This window comes from Methanococcoides sp. LMO-2 (genome assembly GCF_038432375.1).
Classification (GTDB): Archaea; Halobacteriota; Methanosarcinia; order Methanosarcinales; family Methanosarcinaceae; genus Methanococcoides; species Methanococcoides cohabitans.
Genome location: NZ_JBCAUS010000002.1, coordinates 939,346 through 961,251 on the forward strand (window position 1 = coordinate 939,346; position 21,906 = coordinate 961,251).

The following is a 21,906-nucleotide window of genomic DNA, read 5'->3' on the forward strand; positions in this document are numbered from 1 at the left end:
TAAAGACAGGTGATCCGGCATCCATTCAATAAAGGAGCCGAACGAACAATTGGACAATCAATCAATCAATCAATACCCAATTCCTTCATAAGAAGATTTCTCGAACTCAGGGATACATGGTGGGCAAATTCTATAGCCAGCCTTTCACTCAGGGATTCCTGATACTTGAACTCACGAGAGAACATTTTCTGTGAAAGCCACTCCGGCTGGTTGTAAAGATCTCCGTGCTCCACTATGATGGTGCCTGGATACTTGATCTCAGCGACAGTTGTTTCGATGATACTGACAACATCAGCAACACCGGGTGGTGAAGCGGTCAGGAACGGTTTGATGGCGATCTGGGATACTGATTCGATATGACTTGCAGACACATCGACCGCAACAGCAGCACAGACCATGTAGTAACCCTGTCCTATCCTGTGACGACCTGAGATATCAACGGCTATTATTGGAAACATTCTATTACTCGCATAAGTATTATCGTTAATTCAAATATCGCTTCCCGTTATTATCAGTAACCGGTAGGCTCATTTCATCATGTTTCGGATATAATCTGTGTCCTTTAGTATTTTAAAGCTCACAAATCCGCCTACAATAAGGTTCATGTAAAGCGTGAAGACACGCCATGCCACGACAACGATCCCAACCATATAAGCCGGAACGAATACCGAGAACAGGGAAGTTGCACCAAGCTCTGCAACACCGCTTGAACCCGGAGTTAACGGAATTACCAGAAGGATCATGAGCAGCACCTGGGCAGCAAAGGAGATCAGGATCGATGGCGGCTGATTCAACCCCATGAGGATCACAGGAACCATGGCAAACTCGACAAGCCAGAAGAGGATGGTGTAGATACTTCCAAATAGCAGTCCTTTATGCCCTTTGGTTACAAAGAATGCCATGCTATAGTGGAAGTCCTCGATGATCATATCCAGTTTCCCCATGACCCTGTCCAGACGGGGATCCTCCCCTTTACCCAGGAGGCCTGCGATCCGATGAAGCAGGGACTTAAGCGTTTTCCTGGTCTGATGGGGATGCCATACCGCATATAGGACCATCATAAACACAAATACCAGGCCCAGTTCACCGGCCATTATCACTATGTCCAGACCGGAAATCGATATCGCCCTTCGGAACAGGTGCAATGCTATGGGAGCTGCTATCATTATCAGGATACCGTCAAGCAACCTTTCCCCAAGTACGACAGCTGTAGCGTTCCCAACAGGGACATCGTCCTGGTTGAGAAGATGTATCCTCAGTGGTTCCCCCCCTATTGATGAAGGAGTAACGGATGCAAGGAAAGTACTTGATGTTACTATCTCGATCGACCTTAAGATACCTACCTTAAAACCAAGTGAACCACACATAGACCTTGTGCGCAGGCCCCAGAATATGAAGGAGCTCAGGTGCAGGAAAACTGCAGCCAGCAGGAACTCCGGCCTGATATTATGGATAAGGTCCAGTGTCTGGGGATCTATCGTATAGAGCATGACAAGAACAATGGAAATAGCACTTATGAGAAGTGAAATTGAGAGCCATTTTCTTAAATTGTTCACATATATCATTCCTATAATAGCACGACATTTGAGTCGAAATAATGCTACATGATATATTCGTAGTCACATATAATTGATTTGTTTTGGTTAGACAGGATTGAACAAATATATAGACAAAGAACATATACTTACGATAAATATTTGGTGTGAGCTTGATCAATAATATTTGCTCGTGATGAGAAACAAAACCGTATTGGATAAAACCTGAACTAAAGGAACAACAGAATGCTATCGAATATACAAAGATCTGTCTTCTTTAAAGAATTTTTCAGAAAAAGCATACATTTTGTATCTTTGCTTATTGTCATAATATACTACTATTCTGGAAAAGAGCTCACACTTGATCTTTTGACACTGGTGCTTTGCTGTTTCCTTGTAATAGAATATTTCCGGGTGGAAAAAGAAATTAAAATTCCGATCTTCTGGAAACTTTACCGTTCAAAGGAAAAGAACAAACTGAGTGGAAATATACAATTCCTGATCGGAAGTATCATCGTCATAAGCGTGTTTCCAAAGGAGGTTGCATCTGCAGCAATATTAATGACAACTTTCGGAGATAGTGCAGCTGCCCTTATAGGAATAAGCTATGGCAAAAACTGGATAAAAGGCCTGCCTGACAGGGCATGGGAAGGAGTACTTTCCGAGTTCCTGGTGAATCTGGGCATTGGCTACCTGTTCCTCTCAAACTGGATAGTAGCTTTAACAATGGCTTTAGCAGCCACAATAGTTGAAACCCTGACATACAAACTGGACGATAACCTAATGATACCTCTATTTTCAGGTCTTGCCGGATATCTCATTCTGATCGCATATTCTTCGTTTTGATTAGATAGATGACAGCCTCAAATGAAAAAGAATAAAGTTAATTAGACTGAATAAAATAGAGATTTATCTAAATAAAAGATGAGTTCAGGAAAAGGAAATTGCTATGAAAATAATGCTCTTCGTATGCGGAGAAGGACTGGGTCACACCAGCCGCTGCATTCCGCTTGCCCAACAGATGAAGGAAGCAGGCCATGATGTGCTAATTGGTGCCTATGGATATTCCAGGGAACTTATCGACAGAAAAGGGCTGACAACCATAGAGATACCTCCCGAGATACAGCTTGTGGGTAATGCAGGCAGTCTTGACCTTAAAGCATCTATTCTGGCCACCATGAAAAGCGGAGAGCTGCTAGGTATCCTGAAGATCAACCGGCAACTGAAAGAGTTCGATCCTCAGGTGGTAGTATCAGACAGCCATTACACTGCCACCATTGCTGCAATGTTCAGGAAGAAGCCTGTACACCTGATGATGAACCAGTCCAATATGGAGGAATTCTTCTACAACAAAGGACCTTTCATGAAAGCCATTGGCAGATTTACAAAATCATTCTACAATGCAATATTCCGGAGAGTAGATGGGATCATAATACCGGACTATCCAATGCCGTATACGATCTGCCGCATGAACCTTGAACTTGAGGAAGACCTGGAAGATGCCATATTCTACAGTGGCCCTCTTGTAGGGAAAAAGTATGAAGAGGTCACCGGGGCAGAACTTAACAGACCCCATGTGCTATCCACAGTCGGTGGTTTCGGATATCGCGAACCAATATTCAGGAAGGTGATCGAAACAGCAAAGCTGGACACAACGATCAGTTACACTCTCCTGTCAGGCCCCAGTGTCGATCCCGAGGACTTTACCGACCTCCCGGAAAACGTAACAATACTAAAATTCATTGAGGACCAGTTCCCATACATCAAAAGTTCCGACCTTGTCATCGCACCCGGGGGCCATAGTACGATGATGGAAGCGCTCTCTTTTGGCATCCCTATGCTCTCATTCCCGGACATCGATCACAACGAACAACAGAACAATGCAACTGCACTGGAAGAGGACGGATGCGGGAAGAGAATGGACTATTCAATATCCCCTGAAAAGCTCCTTGAACACATCCATGAGATCACAAATGAAGGTAAGCTTGTGGAGAAGAGCAGGGAACTGCAAGAGCTCTCCAACGAACTTAGCGGACCGTCTGCCATCACGGGGATGCTGGAATCAAAATATAAGGAGTGAAATTAGCAATTTATTTGGACGTTATTATATGATTAATAATTTGATTGTAACAATAATAGAATGACAATCAAGGGGTAAAACAATCGACTTAAGTTCTATCGAGAATGATGTTACAATTATAAATTGTTGGTTTCTGAAAGGTCATTATATAATATTTTAATCTAAATCAAGAAAACTTTACAAGATGTGGCGGTATTCATTACTCCACTTTATACTTATTCCCCTCTTCTGTTGGATGATAGATTATCCAGTTGCCACTTTTCTCACGACGAATAAGTCCGCTCTCCACAAGAATCGAAAGATGGTAGGAAAGCTTAGAATCAGGCATCTTTGTTATCGCCTTTATCAGACATACGCACAGTGGCTGCACCAATAAAAGGTTGAGTATCTTCAATCGGATAGAGGAAGATAATGCATGATGTATGCTACTCTGTTTGCCAATCTTCTCATCATCTGCAATTCTCAGTGCAATGCCTTCTGCTCCCCCAAGCAACTTCACTTCGTTTTCGATAGGTTCAGGAATTATCATATAATGCACCAACTGGAAGTAGTATTATGTAAATGATGTTTTCATTATGGTATCAGAAGTGAAATATCTTTTGTGTTGAACATAATTTCATGTAATCTGTTCAATCAGTTTTAAGTCAATAATTTTTTCTGTAAACATTCTAACCGTATTCTATACACCATCCACTTCCTAGATCGATTATCTTCTTATTACTCATTAAGTAGATGGCAAATACTCAAAGATGACCTATAAAGAGCTTATAAATTAGCTATAATACATATTTATGAGTTATAAATAATTACGTATATGATTCAAAGAGAATAGGTATGTATATATAATATCGATTTTATTTGCTTTTCTAAAGTAAACTTGTCTAAATCTACGAAATTGGAAAAATGTTTGATTTAATTTAAAAAACTATTAATTTGGGTGGTAGAAGTGTTGCTAATAACATACATTTTAAACAAAAGTTTAAGATCTGCAAGAGGTGCTTGAGAATGAATATGGTACTTCTCACTGTGGTGGGAATACTGATAGCCATTCTTTTATTTGGTGTTAAGACCGGAATTGGATGTGGTTTTTCCAATCGCAGCACAAAACAGATCCTTGCGCTTGCAGGAAGCTATTTCGTCCTGTCAATAATAATCGGTAGTCTCATAGGATATGTGGACCAGTCAAACCTTGACCTTATCGCAAGCATGGGAATGTCCCTGCACGTTCTGGTTGCTTTGCTTCTCATCGGAGCAGGTATCTACACACAGAAGCAGTGGAACTGTGGCTGTGATGTTTCACATCGCACATTCCTCGTGATCTCCCTTCCGTGTCCGGTCTGTCTGACAGCACTTTTCATATCCTGCATGCTCCTGGCAACATCCCTTGAGATGAGTGGGCTCTGGATCGGATTCCTCGTGGGTGTTGTGTTCTTTGTTTCTGTGGTTGCAACCTCATTTTTATGCAAGAAACTGAACAAGACTCCGGAGACCCTTGGTAACATCATGATGATCCTTGGTATCTACTACCTCATGGGTGCTATCCTGGTGCCTGCTTACATTAAAACAAAACAGATGAACATCCCTGCTTATCATGCACCGCCTGTGGAGATCCTTCCATTCGTGGTCTTTGCACTATTCATTGCAGGTGGATTTGTTCTTGAAAAAATAAGGAGTAACTAAATATGGGTATTGATTCTTCTTTGTTCCAGATCATGTATACCGCTGCGTCTGCTATGCTGTATCCTGTGGTAATACTTTTGATCCTGACAATTGCGTTATCGCTTGGTTTGATCGGTGAGTTCATCTCCGAATATGCAAAACGTCACCGAAACGTCAAAGAGCTGGAACATATAGGCAGAAGCGTTCAGGAGAATGTAAAGAATTCTTCCTACGACGATGCTGCATCACATCTTCTGAAAATTGACCAGAACCAGCTTGTCACATCATTTGCACACGATGCTGCAGAGCACCTGAAAAATAATGCGATCTCTTCCATCGACTGGCTTTCAGAAGAATATGAGGTCAGGATGACAAAGCGTCTGGAGCAAACAAAGATAATGTCCACAGTGGCCCCTATGCTTGGGCTAATGGGTACTTTAATTCCACTGGGTCCAGCACTCATCGGTCTTGCACAGGGTGACATCCTCCAGCTTGCCAACAACCTGATGATTGCCTTTGCTACAACCGTACTTGGTCTTTTTGCAGGTATTGTGGGGTACGTACTCACTTTGATCAGAAAACGCTGGTACTGGCAGGATATGGCTGACATCGACTATCTCGTTGATTCCATGGAGATCGGAGAATGAGACGGAAACGGTATCATCGAACAGGAATTCTCTACGAGGAAGAGGACCAGAACCCTCTGACCGGAGTGGCCAATCTCTTTGATGTTGCCATGGTGTTCTCAGTAGCTCTATTGATAGCTCTTGTGATGTCTTACCAGTTACCTGAGTTGCTCAGTCCTACTGAAGACATAACTATCGTAAAGAATCCTGGTCAGGAGAACATGAAAATTATCGTCAAGGAAGGGCAGGACATTGAAGTCCTGAACATGACCGAGCAGATCGGTGGTGGTACCGGTGAAGCACTGGGTACGGCCTACCAGCTGGCTGATGGTCGAGTTGTTTACGTTCCTGATTCAGGGAACGAAACGAGCACCTGATCCTTTCAAGAGTGTGTGGTAACAATAAATAGAATTTTTGAATTAAATTAAAATGTGTGGATAATGAAAGATTGAGACATCCCGGAGCCAGCCTCCAAGCAATGTTCCGGGATGCCTTGCACATTATCGGGTGGATAACATGCGAAATGTAAAACATGGATTATTGATATTAAGTGTATTGCTTATGCTGGTACTCGTACCAGTGGTATCGGCAGAAGAATTTAACATGGAACTGGTAGCAAACACAACCAGTGATGTTAATGGAGATTACTCATTTAGCGATGTTCCAAATGGAAATTACCAGCTTGTTGCCTTGACATATGTTCCTGGTATGGGCCAATGGTTTATGGACGAATCAGAGGTTATCATCGAGAATGGGCAGAACATTGTCAATGCTAATTTGACCCTTGGATTTGCTGAACCTGGAGCACAGGAGCCAATACTCTCATTATTGGAAAGAGCTTCCATATCAGGAAAGACACTTTCAACACCTATGGGAGGCCCCATACAGAGTATTTCTGATGTAACTGTTGTGCTTAAAACCGAATCTGAATTGGTAGCAAACACAACCAGTGACGTCAATGGAGATTATTTATTTAGCGATGTTCCAAATGGAAATTACCAGCTTGTTGCCTTGACATATGTTCCTGGAATGGGCCAATGGTTTATGGACGAATTAGATGTTATCATCGAAAATGGGCAGAACATTGTCAATGCTAATTTGACCCTTGGATTTGCTGAACCTGGAGCACAGGAACCAATACTTTCATTATTGGAAAGAGCTTCCATATCAGGAAAGACACTTTCAACACCTATGGGAGGCCCTATACAGAGTATTTCTGATGTAACTGTTGTGCTTAAAACCGAATCTGAATTGGTAGCAAACACAACCAGTGACGTCAATGGAGATTATTTATTTAGCGATGTTCCAAATGGAAATTACCAGCTTGTTGCCTTGACATATGTTCCTGGAATGGGCCAATGGTTTATGGACGAATCAGAGGTTATCATCGAGAATGGGCAGAACATTGTCAATGCTAATTTGACCCTTGGATTTGCTGAACCTGGAGCACAGGAGCCAATACTCTCATTATTGGAAAGAGCTTCCATATCAGGAAAGACACTTTCAACACCTATGGGAGGCCCTATACAGAGTATTTCTGATGTAACTGTTACTCTCTTGAAACATTCATCTGAAATATCAGACCCATCAACATCACATCCAATTACTAACTATTCTGCAAATACAACTTCCGGTGATTCCCCCCTTACAGTTCAGTTCACAGATGAATCAGTAGATGCTACATCATGGTTCTGGGACTTTGGAGATGGTACTAACTCAACTGTACAGAACCCTATCCACACTTATGGTAGTGTGGGAAGTTATGATGTATCACTTACAATAACAACTCCTGATGGCACAGGTACTGAGGTAAAGAGGGATTACATCACCTCAAAACTTCCGGAGATGTATAAAGACAAGAAGATTCTGTTCCTGATCATTGGTGCAGAAGAAACATGCTGGGTAAAAGAATCAGCTATAGAAATGGGTATGCACAATGTCGATGTCTATGGTAGCTACCGCATGAATGAGGTTGACAACCTTTACAGCCCATTCAATGATAGTATTGATACAGGTCTGTATGACATCATATTCATATCACGAAAAGGTGGAATGACTTTCCTTGGATCAAATCTGAAACCACAGATAGTTGAAATGATGGAAAACAAGAAACCTGAAGCACAGGTCGTTGACTGGAACTATGGAGTAGGGACAGTAAATCATACAGAACACCCATATATTGCTGATTACTGGGATGAGGAATATGATGGAAATGTCATTCGCCTGATCACATATCTTTCAGTAGTTGACCTTTCAAGACCATTCAGTGAATATGATGGTACAATAGAGATCGAAGAACCAGCTATAATGCCGGAGGTCGGGATCTATCACCCTGATGCAAGAATGGTCTTCGATGATCTGGAATCTTATTTAGAATGGTATAGAGAAGACACTGGAACCCACCATGTGTATAACCCGGATAATTACACAGTGGGCATCACTTTCTTCACCGCTGGGGATGAAAGTATCTGTAACGCGGTTATAGAGAGCGTTATAATTGAACTTGAGTCCAGGGGAATCAACGCCATCCCGGCCTACAGGCCAGATGTCATTTATTCGGATAAAGCCTACCGCTTCTTCACTATTGACGACGAATGGAAGACAGATGCTTTCATCGACCTTGGAAAAGGTGTATGGATCATGTCCTCTGCTGTGAAGAACACAGAATATCTGGAGGAAGCAAATGTTCCGGTCATCAACGGAATCATCTATCAAGGCACTATTGAAGAGTGGGAGAACTCCAGTACAGGCCAGGACTGCTGGTTCCAGTACCAGATCCCGATCATGGAGATCGGTGGTGAGATCGAGTCCATAGTCGTTGGAGGCCAGGAATACGATGAAGCTCTGGGTGCCAGGGTACTCAAACCCATTGACTATCAGGTGGAGTGGATGGTCGACAGAACAGTAAGCTGGATGGACTTGCAGCATACCGACAATGAGGACAAGAAAGTTGCTGTCATCTACTATGCCCATGGAAAGCAGTCGGCACTTGTAGCAAGCAACCTTGATGTGGTCCCAAGTATTCCGAACTTCCTGAATGCCATGAACGAATACGGATACGACCTTGGCGGATCACAGCTTAACGACTCCGAATTCCTGGAAACTGTACTTCAGCAGGGAAGGAACATTGGAGTATGGGCTCCCGGTGAACTTGAATACATGGTCGAGAACTATGATGTCGAGCTATTGCCTGTGGAAACCTACATGGAATGGTTCAACAACGAGATTGAACCTGAGGCAAGACAAAGTGTACTTGATACATGGGGTGAAGCTCCAGGAAATGCAATGGTCTATGAGAACGAGAGTGGAAAATACTTTGTCTTCCCGAAGATCGAAGCCGGAAATGTCCTTGTTCTTCCTCAGCCTGCAAGAGGTTTCTCACAGAACGATACTACCCTTTACCATGACCAGACAATACCTCCCTCCCACCACTATATTGCATTCTATCTCTGGCTGGATAATGACTTCGATGCTGATTCCATTGTCCACTTCGGACGCCATGGAACTCAGGAATGGCTGCAGGGCAAGGGTACAAGCCTTTCTGTTAAGACCTGCTGGCCTGCAATCCTGATACAGGATATGCCTGTGGTGTATCTCTATGACGTAGGAGGTATTGGGGAAGGAATTATGGCTAAGAGAAGAGGTAATGCTGTAATGGTGGATCACTCAACACCTGCTATTGTCAGCGCAGGTCTGTACGGCAATCTCACACTTCTGCATGACAAGATGCACTATTACGAGACAGAAGAAGAAGATGCCATGGTAAAGGCATACAGGAATTCGATTATAGAGATATACGATGAGTTGAATTTCGAACAGGAATTCAATGTATCTGCAGATGACCTGAAGAATATGAATGACACAGAGTTTGATAATTTCGTGCTGACCGGTTCGGTACATGACTATTTGCATGAACTTGCAAGTGAGTACATACCCTATGGAATGCATGTCCTTGGAGAGCAGATGGATTCGGAAGGGCAAATGGCCATGGTAAAATCAATGCTTGGCCCGGAGTTTAAGGAGCATGTTGCGGCTTCAAATCTCTTCGAGGATCCGGATGAACTGGAACCAACACATTCCCCGGACGGGCTTGATGAGCTCTTAAACGATGTTCTGGTAAATGGTACTGATCCACTTTGTCTCTTAACTGATCGGTTCAATATCACCTATTCGTCAGGGAAATTCGTAGCGAATACAACATCCGATGAAGCCGGAGAGTATGATTTCTCTATAATAAAAGATGGAAAATACACGCTCTACGCATTTACACAAACTGGAGATGGCTGGCTGAGCGGAAAAGAATACATTACAATCGAAAACGGCGAGGCGCTCTCCGATGTAAGATTAAACCTTACAAAGAATGCGACAGGTACAACAAATGCAGAACTTGAATATGTTATTGAACTGTTAGAAAACAACCCCCCGGTTTCCAAAGAAACGGGATTAGGTATAATATCAGGAAATATCACATATAGCCCAATGGGATCGCCACGTGCAGCAAATGATGCTATAGTGATGCTTCAGAAGAACAATAATATTCTGGAAGTTTACACCAATAGTTCAACAAACAAGTACGCATTCCAAAACCTAACCGATGGAACATATGATGTAACTGCATTATACCATAGTGTAAGCAAATATGGAGATTACTGGTATATTGCAACAGAGGAAGTCACAATACAGGAAGGAGGCGATCTCAACCAGGATATCAATATGAATACGGACGTAAGTGGTGATGCACAGGATCTAATGTCTTTACTTGGACAGGTTTCTGGTAAAACATATTCAATTGAGACTAGTGTTGAAGAACCAGAATGTAATGTTGTCTTAATACAGCGTCTTTCTGATGAGCAGATGCAGGTTGTAGATGATCTGAACCTTGCCCTCCTGTACGCTGAGAACATAAAGGCATGCAAGGATCTGGAGATCCAGAGCATGCTTGATGCCCTTGATGGAAAATACATCCCACCTGCCCTTGGAGATGACCCTGTGAGAAGTCCGGATGTCCTACCTACCGGAAAGAACTTCTTCGCATTCAATCCGAGTCTGGTTCCAACAGAGGAAGCATGGGATGCCGGACAGGTCCTTGTGGATGCATTCCTGGAGGAATGGGCTGCAAATCACGAAGAACCGTATCCGAAAAAGGTCGGTTTTGTACTGTGGTCCGGTGAGTCAATGAGGCATAAGGGTGTCATGGAATCCGAGATCCTTTACATGATGGGAGTTCGACCTGTATGGGATTCTTCAGGCAATGTTATCGATGTGGAGATCATTCCTGAGGACGAACTTGGCAGACCCAGGATAGATGCTGTTATCACAATGACCGGTATCTACCGCGATAACTGGAAATGGCAGGTTGAGCTAATGGACAGAGGTGCACGTCTGGCAGCCATGGAAAACAGTTCCACATATCCAAACTACGTCAGCGATAATTCCGATCTGATCTATGAGGCATTGATGGCCACAGGCAACTATTCAGAAGAAGAGGCAAGGCAACTTTCAATGTGCAGAGTATTCGGTCCCGACGAAGGTAGCTGGGGAGCTGGTGGATTCAGAGAGGCCGTAAGTGCCAGTGGTACCTGGGAGGATGAGAGTAAACTTGCCAATCTCTACATCGACTCCATGAGCTATGCATATGGTGACGACATATGGGGCAATTGTGACGGAGATGTTTTTAGACAGGCACTTTCCGAAACAGATGCTGTGATGTTCAGCCGCAGTGGCAATGACAACCGTGGAAGTGGTAGTGTGGTCTTTGACCATGTATATGAGTTCTTCGGTGGATTTGGAATGGCTGTGAGGAACGTATCAGGAGATACTCCTGAGATGTATATCGCAAATCTCAAGAATCCAGACGAAGCCTTCGTAGAGACAATGGGTGAATTCCTTGCAAGGGACCTTCGTTCCAAGTACTTCAATCCAAAATGGATCGAAGGTATGATGGAACATGGTTACACCGGAGCAAGCGAGATGGACAGTGTTCTGGAAGACTTCTTCGGATTGGGAGTTACACTGCCTGATGAGATCACTGACGACATGTGGAAAGAGTTCTATGATGTCTATGTTATGGACAAGTACGACCTCGGCCTGGATGAATGGTTCCAGGAGGAGAATCCATGGGCCAGTCAGTCCATGGATGCCAGAATGCTTGAAGCTGTACGCAAGGGCTACTGGGATGCCTCAGATGAGGTCGTCCAGAACCTTGTGAAAGAATACGTTGAATCTGTTGTGCAGGATGGTGTTACATGCTGCCATCACACCTGTGGAAACCCAACACTTGATTCCTATGTTCAGGGAATCATGTCTGTACCCGGAGTCATAGACAAGGATACCATGGATGAGTACAACCGATTGATGAAAGAAGCAACACATAGAGAGACAGCTGTTTCCACATCCAGCAGCCATAGTAGCAGTGGTACTGTAACACCTACTATCGTTGAATCCACGAACAACCAAACCTCTGTAAGTGATGCAGGTTACGGTACAACAACTGATCAGGTAGCAGAAGTAACACAAAATACACCAGATAACTATGTCGAAGGATATGAGATGACGAAGGAATCCATCAATAATGAGGAGCAAGCATCCTCTACATCCTTCTCAGGTGCTGATATCTTAGGAAGCGTGTTGGTTATTTTAGCAGTTGCTGTAATAACGATTGGCTTCAGGAAACAGAGAATATAAGGCAGGTTATATGACACTTCGGCACTGTTGTCGAAGTGCTTTTTTCTTTTTTTATTAAATGTATTCTAACCGCACGGTTGCGGACAAATATCCTTAATAATCTACTAATACAGATCAGATATAACTAAAATACACATATCTGCAGTTTACTTCACGAGGTTCACTTTTCTCCACAATGCATCTTCATCACCATAAATGTGATCTATACTTCCCCTTGCATTAAGGTCTTCGAGTATTTCTGTCAGATTCGATTGTTTTAAGGAGATAGTGTAACGGGAATCAAACTCGTTGCAGATCTGTCGGGTTGTCAAAGTCCTCTCACCAATTATGTTTTCGGCAAAACCTGCAAGATCTTCGTAAGCGGCCCATGGGTAAATTATCCAGCGCCATTTAACAATCTTTTTTGCATAATAGTCCGGCACGAAATCGGAACAGATCTTGTGCTGGAGAACTGCAGTCTTGATCTCTGCCGGTTTAAGAGATTCCAGGTATTCCACAGCAACTCTTAGTGTTTTACCCGTGTCTGTAACATCATCCACAACAAGGATCTTTTTGCTACTTATATCAACAGAAAGCGGGAACCTGAGCGTTGCCATCTCCTGAATATCTGCGGCCCCCTTGTAGTGCTCGATCTTTATTGTTGTCAGGTTATCAAAAAGGAGAAAATCACATATTAACCGGGCAGGTACATATCCACCCCTGCCGATAGCAATGATCATATCAGGCAAATTGCCGGAATCCTTTATTTTTCTGGCAAGGATCTTAGCAAGGTTATATGATTCCTTAAAGCTCATCAGGTCGCATTTAAAAGAGGTGCGATCAGCAGGTGGATATCCGCTTACAGCTACCATAAATGTAAAATTGGTTTGCATTCTGTAAAAATGTTACTAATATCAGATCTCACTAATATAAAATAGTATTTTCAGATAGTAATCACAAGAATAAGTTGAGATGGGCCTAACCGGATTTGAACCGGTGATCGCCCGGTTATGAGCCGGGCGCTCTAACCTGACTAAGCTATAGGCCCTCAAAAAAAGTAAGTAGAATACGCCGCCAACAGGGCTCGAACCTGTGACATTCTGGTTAACAGCCAGACACTCTACCAACTGAGTTATAGCGGCACTTGATTGTGCTTCGACGCACGAATCCTCCTAATGCACTTATGGGTTTTAAACCTTTTGTTCGAAATCCCAAAAAGGTCTGCGACAAAGGGGAAATTGAAGAAAAAGTAGTGATTTTTGGCCTTGAAAAGACAAAAAAATAGCCATCAAAGGCCACCAAATCCACCATATATATTGATAGGCTCCCCGCAATTGCGGCACTTGTTCTCCGAAGTTATATTGTACTCATTCACATCAAAGATTCCACGCCCTATCAACAACTCCCCGCATGAAGGACAATATGTGCTCTCATACTTGTGCCCGAACACATTTCCGACATAAACATATTTCAAACCCACATCCTTTGCAATGTCGTGAGCCATTTCAATTGTTTCAACTGGTGTAGGAGGCAGGTGTTTCATCTTGTAATGAGGCTGGAAGCGGGTAAAGTGTATAGGAGTATCAGCCCCCAGATTCTCATATACCCAGGTGGACAACTGCCGTAGCTCATCCTCGGAATCGTTCAGTGTGGGAATTATGAGATTTATGACCTCCACATGCATCCCCAGCTCCTTTGCCAGTTTCGCGGATTCCAGCACAGGTGCCAGCCTGGCACTGGCAACCTTCCTGTAGAAGTCCTCTGTAAAAGCCTTGATATCCACCCTGAAGGCATCAAGGTATGGTGAGATGTGCTTCAAAGCTTCCGGAGTTATGAAGCCGTTGGTGACATATACAGTATCAAGTCCTGCTTCTTTTGCAAGCTTTGCAGAATCATAGGTGTACTCATACCAGATAGTGGGCTCATTGTAGGTCCATGCGATCGACCTGCAACCTGTTGCAAGGGCTCTGGAAACAGCCTCCTCGGGAGTGATCTCCACAGACATGGCCTCATCCAGCTTTACCTGCGAGATCGTCCAGTTCTGGCAGTGCTTACACCTGAAATTGCATCCTATAGTACCCAGGGAATATGCCTTTGATCCCGGATTGAAATGGAACAGGGGCTTTTTTTCGATAGGATCCACAGCCTCACTAGAAACAGTATTGTAGATCAGTGAATAAAGTGTACCATCCCGGTTCTCTCGTACCCCACAGATACCCGTCTTGCCCTTAGCTATCTTGCACCTGTGGTTGCATAGGTTGCATTGTACCTTCCCCTCATCCAGCTTTTCATAGAACATCGCTTCTTTAAGCATCAGCATTCCCCAAGACAACATTATCATGTATGCTTAAAAACCCTTCTTTGAAATAGACAAAGAGAAACAAACGAATTCGTAGAGAACAGTAGCAGAACAAATTCGGAGTAAAACTAAAAAAATCATCAAAAAAATAATCACCTTCAATTGCTGATGGTGAAAATAAAAAACAAAACAAAAAGAAAAGAAGGTAAAGGAACAGTATCAGTAGTTCCTTGTTACCATGTAGTCTGCTACAGCGAGCAGGGTATCCTTTGCTTCGGAGTCTTCGAGAATATCAAGCATCTTCTTACCTTCTTCAAGATAGGATGCAGAAAGTTCCTGAGCATAGCCGATAGATCCGGACTTCTCAAGTATGGCAACTGCCTCGTCGATCTGTTCCGGTGTGACAGCCTCGCCTTTTCCGAAGATATCAAGCTCAACACCATGATTAAGAGCATGAATAGCTATCAGTGTTCTCTTGCCTTCTATCAGGTCACTTCCACGGACCTTGCCAAGGATCTCCTCAGGAGTCACCATATCGATAACATCATCCTGTATCTGGAAACTGATACCTACAAGACGACCAAACTCATAAAGCGCATCTGCAACTTCATCGGAAGCTCCGCCGAGCAGGGCACCGACCTTTGCTGCTGCACCATAGAGTACGGATGTTTTCTTCTCGACCATCTCAAGGTATTCCTCTTCTGTGACAGTCTCCTGTGTCTCGAAATCAACATCCATCCACTGTCCTTCACATATCTCCGTGCATGTCTTTGAAAGAAGAGCGACACACTTCAGTATGCTTTCAGGGTCCTTCTCCATAGATGAGATGATCTCAAAAGCCCTGGAATAGAGAGTATCTCCTGCAAGGATAGCACCTGCACTGCCCCATTTTACATGGACTGCAGGCATTCCGCGCCTTACATCATCATTATCCATTATGTCGTCATGCACAAGGGTGAAATTGTGGACAAGTTCCAGAGCTACTGCTGCCGGAACAACTGACATTGGATCGCCACCCACAGCCTCAGTAGCAAGCATAAGGACTGCAGGACGGAGGCGTTTCCCACCTGCATCCGGCAAGTATCTTGATGCTCTGTAAAGCTCTTCAGGATGCTCGATCGGGAGCATTTCCCCTATACCCTTATCGACATGCACACTTCGTTTTTTTATTTCATCCATAAGATCCATACTAACCACGACCATGTTATAATTCAAATGATCATTCTTCAATATATAATTCTTCACCGTTCCTTAACAGGTGTACGGTATCGCCCAGTATGTAGCCAGCATCTTCTGCCATCTCAATATAGGCACTGTGCATCTCGATGTTACCATGCGCAGGAATTACATGTTCCGGATTGATCAACCTGAGAAGCTCCCAGTGATCCTCACGGTATGCGTGTCCTGAAACGTGGACGTTGTCATAGATACGGCCACCCCTCATTCGGATCTTGGTCTCCAGAGAATAGCGGTTTGCCTGTGTCATCGGACTTGGGATCACGTTTGCAGAGAAGATAATGCGGTCACCGGACTCAATCTCATAAGGAGTATCACCCTTTGCAACTCGTGAAAGAATAGCACCGGGCTCACCCTGATGTCCTGTTACAATAGGCAGGTATTTTTCCTTCCCTTCTTTCATGATCTTCTTGAACGCCTTATCGATATCCTTCCTCTTACCGTAGATCTCTACATTATCAGGGAAATCAATGTATCCCATTTCCTTTGCAGTTACTACATACTTGTCCATGGAACGACCCATCAATACAGGAATACGGCCCATCTCTTCAGCGAACTGGATGATCGAGTTAATACGAGCTATGTGGGAAGCGAAGGTCGTTACGATCATACCAACGTCAGATTCCTCCGTGCCAAGAAGTACATCACGAAGCATGTCGTGAGCGATCCTCTCAGAAGGTGTCTTTCCAGCACGTTTTGCATTGGTACTCTCCACCATCATGCAGATGACGCCTTCCTGTCCAAGCTCCCTGAGCCTGTCAAAGTCCGGCTGCTCACCCAGTGTAGGTGTACGGTCAAGCTTGAAATCGCAGGCATAGAGAATAGCACCTGCAGGTGTGTGGACTGCTACAAAAACAGCATCAATGATACTGTGCTGGACACGAATAAGTTCAATTGACACTTCATCGTTGACCTGGTAGATTCCGCCTGCCTCAACAGGGATAATCCTGTTCTTTACACCGAACTTACGCTCGGATTCGATCTGCTGTTTAACAAGAGCAGCAGTGTATGGTGTTCCGATGATAGGTGCGGTGTACCTGTGTGCAAGCTTTGAGATCGCACCGATGTGGTCAAGGTGACCGTGTGTACAAACGATAGCAGCAACATTACCGTTGACCTGCTTCATGATCGTATCATCAGGAATCGCACCCATCTCGATCAGCTCGAGGGAATGCATCTTATCAATTTCCACATCCTCATGGATCTGGACCCTGTCCAATCTCAGACCCATATCTACGATAATGATGTCCTCGTCAACCCTTATAGCAGTCATGTTGCGGCCCATTTCATTATATCCGCCAACTGCTATTATTCCAATATCTGTCATATTTACCTCCAATAATTTCTGGTTACTTTCTATACAAATGATTCCTTTGGCCCTTTGACCAAAAAATGAATGTGATTTATGATATCATTACGACCGACCATTTACATGTCCGGCCTCATTTTACTAAACTTGAGATCCAGCTCAACCCTTAAACTCAGATCTCATTTATGTCAAAGCCACGCTGTGTGATGTATTCCTTTGTCCAGCCTGTGACCACTGCCTTTGACTCGGTGCGAAGCTCATTTACACTCCCGCATCCGCAGAGGAACATCGCAACCCTCAATTCATTGAGCATGGCTGACAAACTCTCCACAACTGCATCTTTCCCGACCAGTGCAGGTGCAACAAAAGGAAGCGCTGCACTTGCAGCATATGCCCCCAGAGAAAGGGATTTTGCAATATCAAGACCTGTCCTGACACCGCCTGTGGATATCACAGGAAGGTAGTTTCTGCATTCAAGAACACTGGAAACTGTGGGAATACCGAAATCCCAGTACAGGTTGCCCAGGTCCTCGAATACCTTATCACCGCTTTCCCTTGCACGATAGACCTCTACCCCGGACCAGCTTGTTCCGCCAACTCCGCCGACATCTATTGCACTGACACCTGCTTCTTTGAGCATCTGTGCATCCTCTTTGGAGATACCTGCGCCGGTCTCCTTTGCAATGATAGGTACCTTCAGTGAGCAAACTTCTTCTATAGCTTCAAGCACACCTGTAGCATCCCTGTCGCCTTCCGGCTGTATAGCCTCCTGAAGGAAATTAAGATGAACTGCCATTGCGTCCGCATCCAGCATTTCCACAAGCCTTTCAATGGCTTCCATGTCGTATTCCCTGAGCTGGGCCGCGCCTATGTTCCCGTAGACAAATGCATTCGGAGCAACATCACGTACAACACTGAATGAATCTTCCTGCTCCGGGTCCTCTATGGCAGCTCTCTGGCTACCTACACCGATACCAACACCCATCTCTTCAGCGGCTTCTGCAAGTGCTGCATTTACCGGCTTGGTATCCGGATGACCACCTGTTATTGATGCGATCAAAAATGGTGCTTTTAGTTCCTTCCCAAGGATCTCTGTGGAAAGGTCGATCTCGTCCATATTAATCTGAGGCAGTGCCCTGTGTACAAGCATCACATCGTCAAAGCCTGATGTGACATCCTTTGATTCTACCGGACGCTGCGCACAATGCTCAAGATGTTCTATCTTTCTTCTGGACGTACTCAAATTTATCAAACCTGTAAATGTAATTAAGAATCTTTTATTGCAGTTCCGATATTTTCACCATTCAGAAAACTCGAAACATTCCCTGCAATAGTTGCATTGAATATATACGAAGTTATACTTGATGCTTTGCCAAGCTCCAGCATCTCAAGCACTTTCCCGAGCATACCACCGGTCACGTCCGTACCTGCTGAGCCTCCGATATATCCTTTAACTGTCTCGAAATTGTCCGAAGTGATAACAGGGATCGTATTGCCCTTGTCATCAAGGACACCATTTGCAGCACTTCCAACGCCAATACGGGAAGCCCCCAGCGTTGTTGCAAGGTAAGGGATCACCTGGTCACCTGATACAATGGATACGCCTTTCTCAGTATCCATGACCACATCGCCATGCAATACAGGCACAAGACCTTTTTCAAGCATCAGATGAATACTTCCAAGATACATCTCCGAGATCCTGCCGCCCTTTGCAACAGTACATCCCATTGGGTGCACAGCTATGGCATTGACACCCTCATCGTTCAGGATGTCCACTACGATCCTGTTCAGGGATTTTACTGCCTTGTGGGTGACAACTGCGCCTTCTGCATGGAACCTTTCAGTAAGTGCATACCTCTTAGCCTGAGGATGTCCGTATGAACCGGCACCATGCACAATGATAAGTTTTCCTTCAAATCCTGAGATCTCGCGCGCAATGCGTATGATCTCTTCTTCCCAGGCAAGACCGTCTTCCGAATTCTTATCGGTAATAACGCTACCACCGATCTTTAATATTGTAATATCTTCTGTTGAGTTCAACGGGATTCCTCCCTTACTCCAATATCCGTTGCTTCCGTAACAACAGCTTCCCCACCTGCAGCAGCAATAGCAGCCGCAACATCATCCACATGTTCACGGGGAGCGATCGCAACCATACAACCACCGCCTCCGGCACCGGTTATCTTCGCACCATACGCACCATTATTGCGGGCAGCATACGTAAATGAACTTAATTCAGCACAACCCACACCAATCGCATCCAGAAGACCCTGATTGATATTCATGAGCTTGCCTACGGAAACATAATCCTTTGAGTTTACCAGATCCTCTCCCACAGTTGACATCATTCCAATGGATGACAGGACCGGACCTATTACTTCCGGAAAGCTCTCATTGAGCTCTGCAACATTTGCCACAAGCTCCTTTGTGGAAGAGAAAATATTTGTATTGCCTATAACGATCCCGCAGTCAATAAGGTCAAGTCCCTTACGCTGGGGTATCATAACAACACCACCCATGGTACATACATAGGTATCGGTCTGGCTTGCAGCACCCTGTATCCTCTGCTCCACCTCATGCCCCATACGGGCAATATCATCAAGTTCAAGGCCGGTGCCAAGCAGGGTATCAAGTGCCTTTATGGTAGCTATGGTGACAGCTGCGGAGGAACCGAGTCCGGAGCCTACCGGGATCTCTGAAACGATCCGGATGCTTACACCTTCAAGAGATATTATTTCCCGGAAACGTTCCACGACCGCTGAAACATAAGGGTGGGTCTCAAAGTCAATTCCTGTGGTACCTAGAGAGGAACTGATCGTAACTGAATCTGCAGGGGCAACACTTACACGTGTACGTATATCTACTGCACAACATACAGCAGGTTCGCCGTAAACCACGGCATGTTCACCGAAAAGGTAGACCTTCCCCGGTGCTGAACAGGTTATCATCTTAAAAAGCCCCGTTTACAGAAATCATTCCACAATGATACCGGCATATCCTACTACCATAGGATCGCCTGAGACATCACCACTGTTAGCGTATTTTACCAGTTCGGTGCTCTTTGCACCATATTCCTTTGCAGCGCTCAGCATCGCTGAGATTGGACCGTATCCACAGGCGGAGATGTTCTCCTCTGCCCTTCTGCGATAGAATTCCGGCACATCCATATCAAGGATAGCATCGATCAGGTAATGGTCCACCCGGTCAGCATGCTCTGCTGAAACATAATGAGACATATCGCTTGATGCTATGAAGACAACTTTCTTTCCGGACTCTTTGGCAGCACGTGCAACTTCCTGACCAACTTCCACAGCAGTTTCTTCATCCTGCATACCCATGCATATAGGAAGGATCTTGAAATCGTTCCCGAACATGTGCTGGAGGAAAGGTATCTGCACTTCTATAGAATGCTCGAACCTATGAGCGATCTCATCCATATCGATTATCGTACCTCTGAGAAGCTTGCCGATATCCCTGTCTGTTTCAATGTCTCCAAAAGGCATCTTCCATGTATCCTGTGACATTGCCACAGGGGAACCATACCCTGTATGGTTTGGTCCGAAAAAGATGTAAGTTTCAGCTTTTGGAAGGGTCGCATAAACGCTTGCTGCAACCTGTCCTGAATAGGCATACCCCGCATGAGGTACTACTGCTCCGATCACATCACGGGGAGTGATCTCAATGCCCTGGAAACATCTGGAGATTTCTTTTTTAAGGTTCTTTGGGCTTAACGGATAGAACTGTCCTGCAACAGCCGGTTGTCTCATACTATTGTCACCTCTTGAATCCCCCGATGGGACATCTACTGTATGAGTAATGGTGCAACGGAGAAATGAGAACAGGTCGTTTAAAGACCTGTCTCGAAATCAGTAAGTTCGTAGTTGAAAGGAATTCCCCTTTCGTTTGCGACTTCCCTTGCAAGTAACCAGTAAACAAGTGACAGTGCTTTCCTACCCTTGTTGTTGGTTGGGATGACAAGGTCAACGTTGGATGTCATGTTGTTGGTATCACAGAGTGCTACAACAGGGATACCGACGTTCACAGCTTCCTTGATTACCTGTGCGTCTCCTGCAGGATCTGTAACGATAACTACATCCGGCTCATAGAAGCCTTCCTGTGCAGGGTTTGTCAGAGTTCCAGGAATGAACCTTCCAACTCTTGAAGTTGCACCGATAGCCTTGGAGAACATTGTAGCTGGGAACTGACCGTACTGACGTGCGGATACAACAAGTACCCTTGCAGGGTCATATTTTGAAAGGAAGTGTGCAATTGACCTGATCCTCTCGTCAGTTGACTGGATGTCAAGAACGTAAAGGCCGTCTGTCCTTACACGGTAGACGAACTTCATCATGTTCTGGGTCTTCTGCTGTGTACCGATGTGAACACCTGCTGCAAGGTACTCATCGATTGGTACTAATGATGTTGATTCGGTTGTCTCCTGTGCTGCTGCGGTCTCTTCCGCGTTAACTTCAATATTTTCTGTAGCTTCCATATATTCA

Annotated in this window: 18 protein-coding genes and 2 tRNA genes; 6 read left to right on the forward strand and 14 right to left on the reverse strand. The window is 44.5% G+C overall.

The window, feature by feature from the left end; translation table 11 throughout:
- Positions 1-65: 65 nt before the first annotated feature.
- Entirely contained in the window at positions 66-458 is a 393-nt protein-coding gene (locus WOA13_RS04870) for a DUF2209 domain-containing protein (protein ID WP_342126825.1), read from the reverse strand.
- A 69-nt stretch (positions 459-527) separates the two neighbouring features.
- On the reverse strand, positions 528-1,565 hold the full coding sequence (locus WOA13_RS04875; RefSeq protein ID WP_342126826.1) for a lysylphosphatidylglycerol synthase transmembrane domain-containing protein: 1,038 nt from the start codon (positions 1,563-1,565) through the stop codon (positions 528-530).
- A 285-nt stretch (positions 1,566-1,850) separates the two neighbouring features.
- On the opposite strand from WOA13_RS04875, the gene WOA13_RS04880 reads away from it, so the two are divergent.
- Together WOA13_RS04880 and WOA13_RS04885 are read left to right on the forward strand one after the other, a co-directional pair.
- On the forward strand, positions 1,851-2,381 hold the full coding sequence (locus tag WOA13_RS04880) for a diacylglycerol/polyprenol kinase family protein (protein ID WP_342126827.1): 531 nt from the start codon (positions 1,851-1,853) through the stop codon (positions 2,379-2,381).
- A 103-nt stretch (positions 2,382-2,484) separates the two neighbouring features.
- A complete protein-coding gene (locus WOA13_RS04885) occupies positions 2,485-3,615 on the forward strand; it encodes a UDP-N-acetylglucosamine--N-acetylmuramyl-(pentapeptide) pyrophosphoryl-undecaprenol N-acetylglucosamine transferase (RefSeq protein ID WP_342126828.1) in 1,131 nt (376 codons plus the stop codon).
- Between the two features lie 199 nt (positions 3,616-3,814).
- Here the strand turns inward: WOA13_RS04885 and WOA13_RS04890 are convergent, their stop codons facing one another.
- Positions 3,815-4,144: an ArsR/SmtB family transcription factor gene (locus WOA13_RS04890; RefSeq protein WP_342126829.1), complete on the reverse strand. Its 330-nt coding sequence runs from the start codon at positions 4,142-4,144 to the stop codon at positions 3,815-3,817.
- A 476-nt stretch (positions 4,145-4,620) separates the two neighbouring features.
- Between WOA13_RS04890 and WOA13_RS04895 the strand changes: the two genes are divergently transcribed.
- The 4 genes from WOA13_RS04895 (at position 4,621) to WOA13_RS04910 (ending at position 12,584) form a co-directional block, all read left to right on the forward strand.
- Complete coding sequence (locus tag WOA13_RS04895) at positions 4,621-5,295, forward strand: DUF2162 domain-containing protein (protein ID WP_342126830.1); 675 nt, start codon at positions 4,621-4,623, stop codon at positions 5,293-5,295.
- A 2-nt stretch (positions 5,296-5,297) separates the two neighbouring features.
- Complete coding sequence (locus WOA13_RS04900) at positions 5,298-5,921, forward strand: MotA/TolQ/ExbB proton channel family protein (protein ID WP_342126831.1); 624 nt, start codon at positions 5,298-5,300, stop codon at positions 5,919-5,921.
- Positions 5,918-6,277 (forward strand): DUF2149 domain-containing protein, encoded by a 360-nt coding sequence (locus WOA13_RS04905; RefSeq protein ID WP_048204663.1) that lies wholly within the window; start codon positions 5,918-5,920, stop codon positions 6,275-6,277. The genes WOA13_RS04900 and WOA13_RS04905 overlap by 4 nt, the downstream gene beginning before the upstream one ends.
- 139 nt (positions 6,278-6,416) lie before the next feature.
- Complete coding sequence (locus WOA13_RS04910; protein WP_342126832.1) at positions 6,417-12,584, forward strand: cobaltochelatase subunit CobN; 6,168 nt, start codon at positions 6,417-6,419, stop codon at positions 12,582-12,584.
- A gap of 146 nt (positions 12,585-12,730) precedes the next feature.
- Here WOA13_RS04910 and WOA13_RS04915 read toward each other — a convergent pair whose 3' ends face one another.
- The 11 genes from WOA13_RS04915 to rpsB form a co-directional block, all read right to left on the reverse strand.
- Positions 12,731-13,435: a phosphoribosyltransferase gene (locus tag WOA13_RS04915; protein WP_342126833.1), complete on the reverse strand. Its 705-nt coding sequence runs from the start codon at positions 13,433-13,435 to the stop codon at positions 12,731-12,733.
- Between the two features lie 101 nt (positions 13,436-13,536).
- Positions 13,537-13,611, reverse strand: a tRNA-Ile gene (locus tag WOA13_RS04920).
- Between the two features lie 21 nt (positions 13,612-13,632).
- Positions 13,633-13,705, reverse strand: a tRNA-Asn gene (locus WOA13_RS04925).
- A gap of 146 nt (positions 13,706-13,851) precedes the next feature.
- Positions 13,852-14,877, reverse strand: coding sequence for an AmmeMemoRadiSam system radical SAM enzyme (amrS, locus tag WOA13_RS04930; RefSeq protein ID WP_342126834.1), 1,026 nt, complete (start codon positions 14,875-14,877; stop codon positions 13,852-13,854).
- Positions 14,878-15,081: 204 nt separating this feature from the next.
- Positions 15,082-16,050: a polyprenyl synthetase family protein gene (locus tag WOA13_RS04935; protein WP_048204794.1), complete on the reverse strand. Its 969-nt coding sequence runs from the start codon at positions 16,048-16,050 to the stop codon at positions 15,082-15,084.
- 31 nt (positions 16,051-16,081) lie between these two features.
- Complete coding sequence (locus tag WOA13_RS04940) at positions 16,082-17,425, reverse strand: RNase J family beta-CASP ribonuclease (RefSeq protein ID WP_342126835.1); 1,344 nt, start codon at positions 17,423-17,425, stop codon at positions 16,082-16,084.
- 154 nt (positions 17,426-17,579) lie between these two features.
- The gene (fni, locus tag WOA13_RS04945; protein ID WP_342126836.1) at positions 17,580-18,659 is read right to left on the reverse strand and encodes a type 2 isopentenyl-diphosphate Delta-isomerase; all 1,080 of its coding nucleotides are present in this window, start codon (positions 18,657-18,659) and stop codon (positions 17,580-17,582) included.
- Positions 18,660-18,673: 14 nt separating this feature from the next.
- Entirely contained in the window at positions 18,674-19,447 is a 774-nt protein-coding gene (locus WOA13_RS04950) for an isopentenyl phosphate kinase (protein ID WP_342126837.1), read from the reverse strand.
- Positions 19,444-20,355 carry a mevalonate kinase gene (locus WOA13_RS04955; protein ID WP_342126838.1) on the reverse strand — a complete coding sequence of 304 codons (912 nt, stop codon included), beginning with the start codon at positions 20,353-20,355 and terminating at the stop codon, positions 19,444-19,446. The genes WOA13_RS04950 and WOA13_RS04955 overlap by 4 nt, the downstream gene beginning before the upstream one ends.
- A 24-nt stretch (positions 20,356-20,379) precedes the next feature.
- Positions 20,380-21,174, reverse strand: coding sequence for an MEMO1 family protein (locus WOA13_RS04960; protein ID WP_342126839.1), 795 nt, complete (start codon positions 21,172-21,174; stop codon positions 20,380-20,382).
- Between the two features lie 80 nt (positions 21,175-21,254).
- Positions 21,255-21,899, reverse strand: coding sequence for a 30S ribosomal protein S2 (rpsB, locus tag WOA13_RS04965; RefSeq protein WP_082087244.1), 645 nt, complete (start codon positions 21,897-21,899; stop codon positions 21,255-21,257).
- Between the last annotated feature and the right edge of the window lie 7 nt (positions 21,900-21,906).

What these genes read in the sequence shown, in the direction of transcription:
- WOA13_RS04870 (WP_342126825.1), bottom strand. Translation starts at nt 458, where the DNA reads ATGTTTCCAATAATAGCCGTTGATATCTCAGGTCGTCACAGGATAGGA.
- WOA13_RS04875 (WP_342126826.1), bottom strand. Translation starts at nt 1,565, where the DNA reads ATGATATATGTGAACAATTTAAGAAAATGGCTCTCAATTTCACTTCTC.
- WOA13_RS04885 (WP_342126828.1), top strand. Translation starts at nt 2,485, where the DNA reads ATGAAAATAATGCTCTTCGTATGCGGAGAAGGACTGGGTCACACCAGC.
- WOA13_RS04890 (WP_342126829.1), bottom strand. Translation starts at nt 4,144, where the DNA reads ATGATAATTCCTGAACCTATCGAAAACGAAGTGAAGTTGCTTGGGGGA.
- WOA13_RS04895 (WP_342126830.1), top strand. Translation starts at nt 4,621, where the DNA reads ATGAATATGGTACTTCTCACTGTGGTGGGAATACTGATAGCCATTCTT.
- WOA13_RS04900 (WP_342126831.1), top strand. Translation starts at nt 5,298, where the DNA reads ATGGGTATTGATTCTTCTTTGTTCCAGATCATGTATACCGCTGCGTCT.
- WOA13_RS04905 (WP_048204663.1), top strand. Translation starts at nt 5,918, where the DNA reads ATGAGACGGAAACGGTATCATCGAACAGGAATTCTCTACGAGGAAGAG.
- WOA13_RS04910 (WP_342126832.1), top strand. Translation starts at nt 6,417, where the DNA reads ATGCGAAATGTAAAACATGGATTATTGATATTAAGTGTATTGCTTATG.
- WOA13_RS04915 (WP_342126833.1), bottom strand. Translation starts at nt 13,435, where the DNA reads ATGGTAGCTGTAAGCGGATATCCACCTGCTGATCGCACCTCTTTTAAA.
- amrS (WP_342126834.1), bottom strand. Translation starts at nt 14,877, where the DNA reads ATGCTTAAAGAAGCGATGTTCTATGAAAAGCTGGATGAGGGGAAGGTA.
- WOA13_RS04935 (WP_048204794.1), bottom strand. Translation starts at nt 16,050, where the DNA reads ATGGATCTTATGGATGAAATAAAAAAACGAAGTGTGCATGTCGATAAG.
- WOA13_RS04940 (WP_342126835.1), bottom strand. Translation starts at nt 17,425, where the DNA reads ATGACAGATATTGGAATAATAGCAGTTGGCGGATATAATGAAATGGGC.
- WOA13_RS04955 (WP_342126838.1), bottom strand. Translation starts at nt 20,355, where the DNA reads ATGATAACCTGTTCAGCACCGGGGAAGGTCTACCTTTTCGGTGAACAT.
- WOA13_RS04960 (WP_342126839.1), bottom strand. Translation starts at nt 21,174, where the DNA reads ATGAGACAACCGGCTGTTGCAGGACAGTTCTATCCGTTAAGCCCAAAG.
- rpsB (WP_082087244.1), bottom strand. Translation starts at nt 21,899, where the DNA reads ATGGAAGCTACAGAAAATATTGAAGTTAACGCGGAAGAGACCGCAGCA.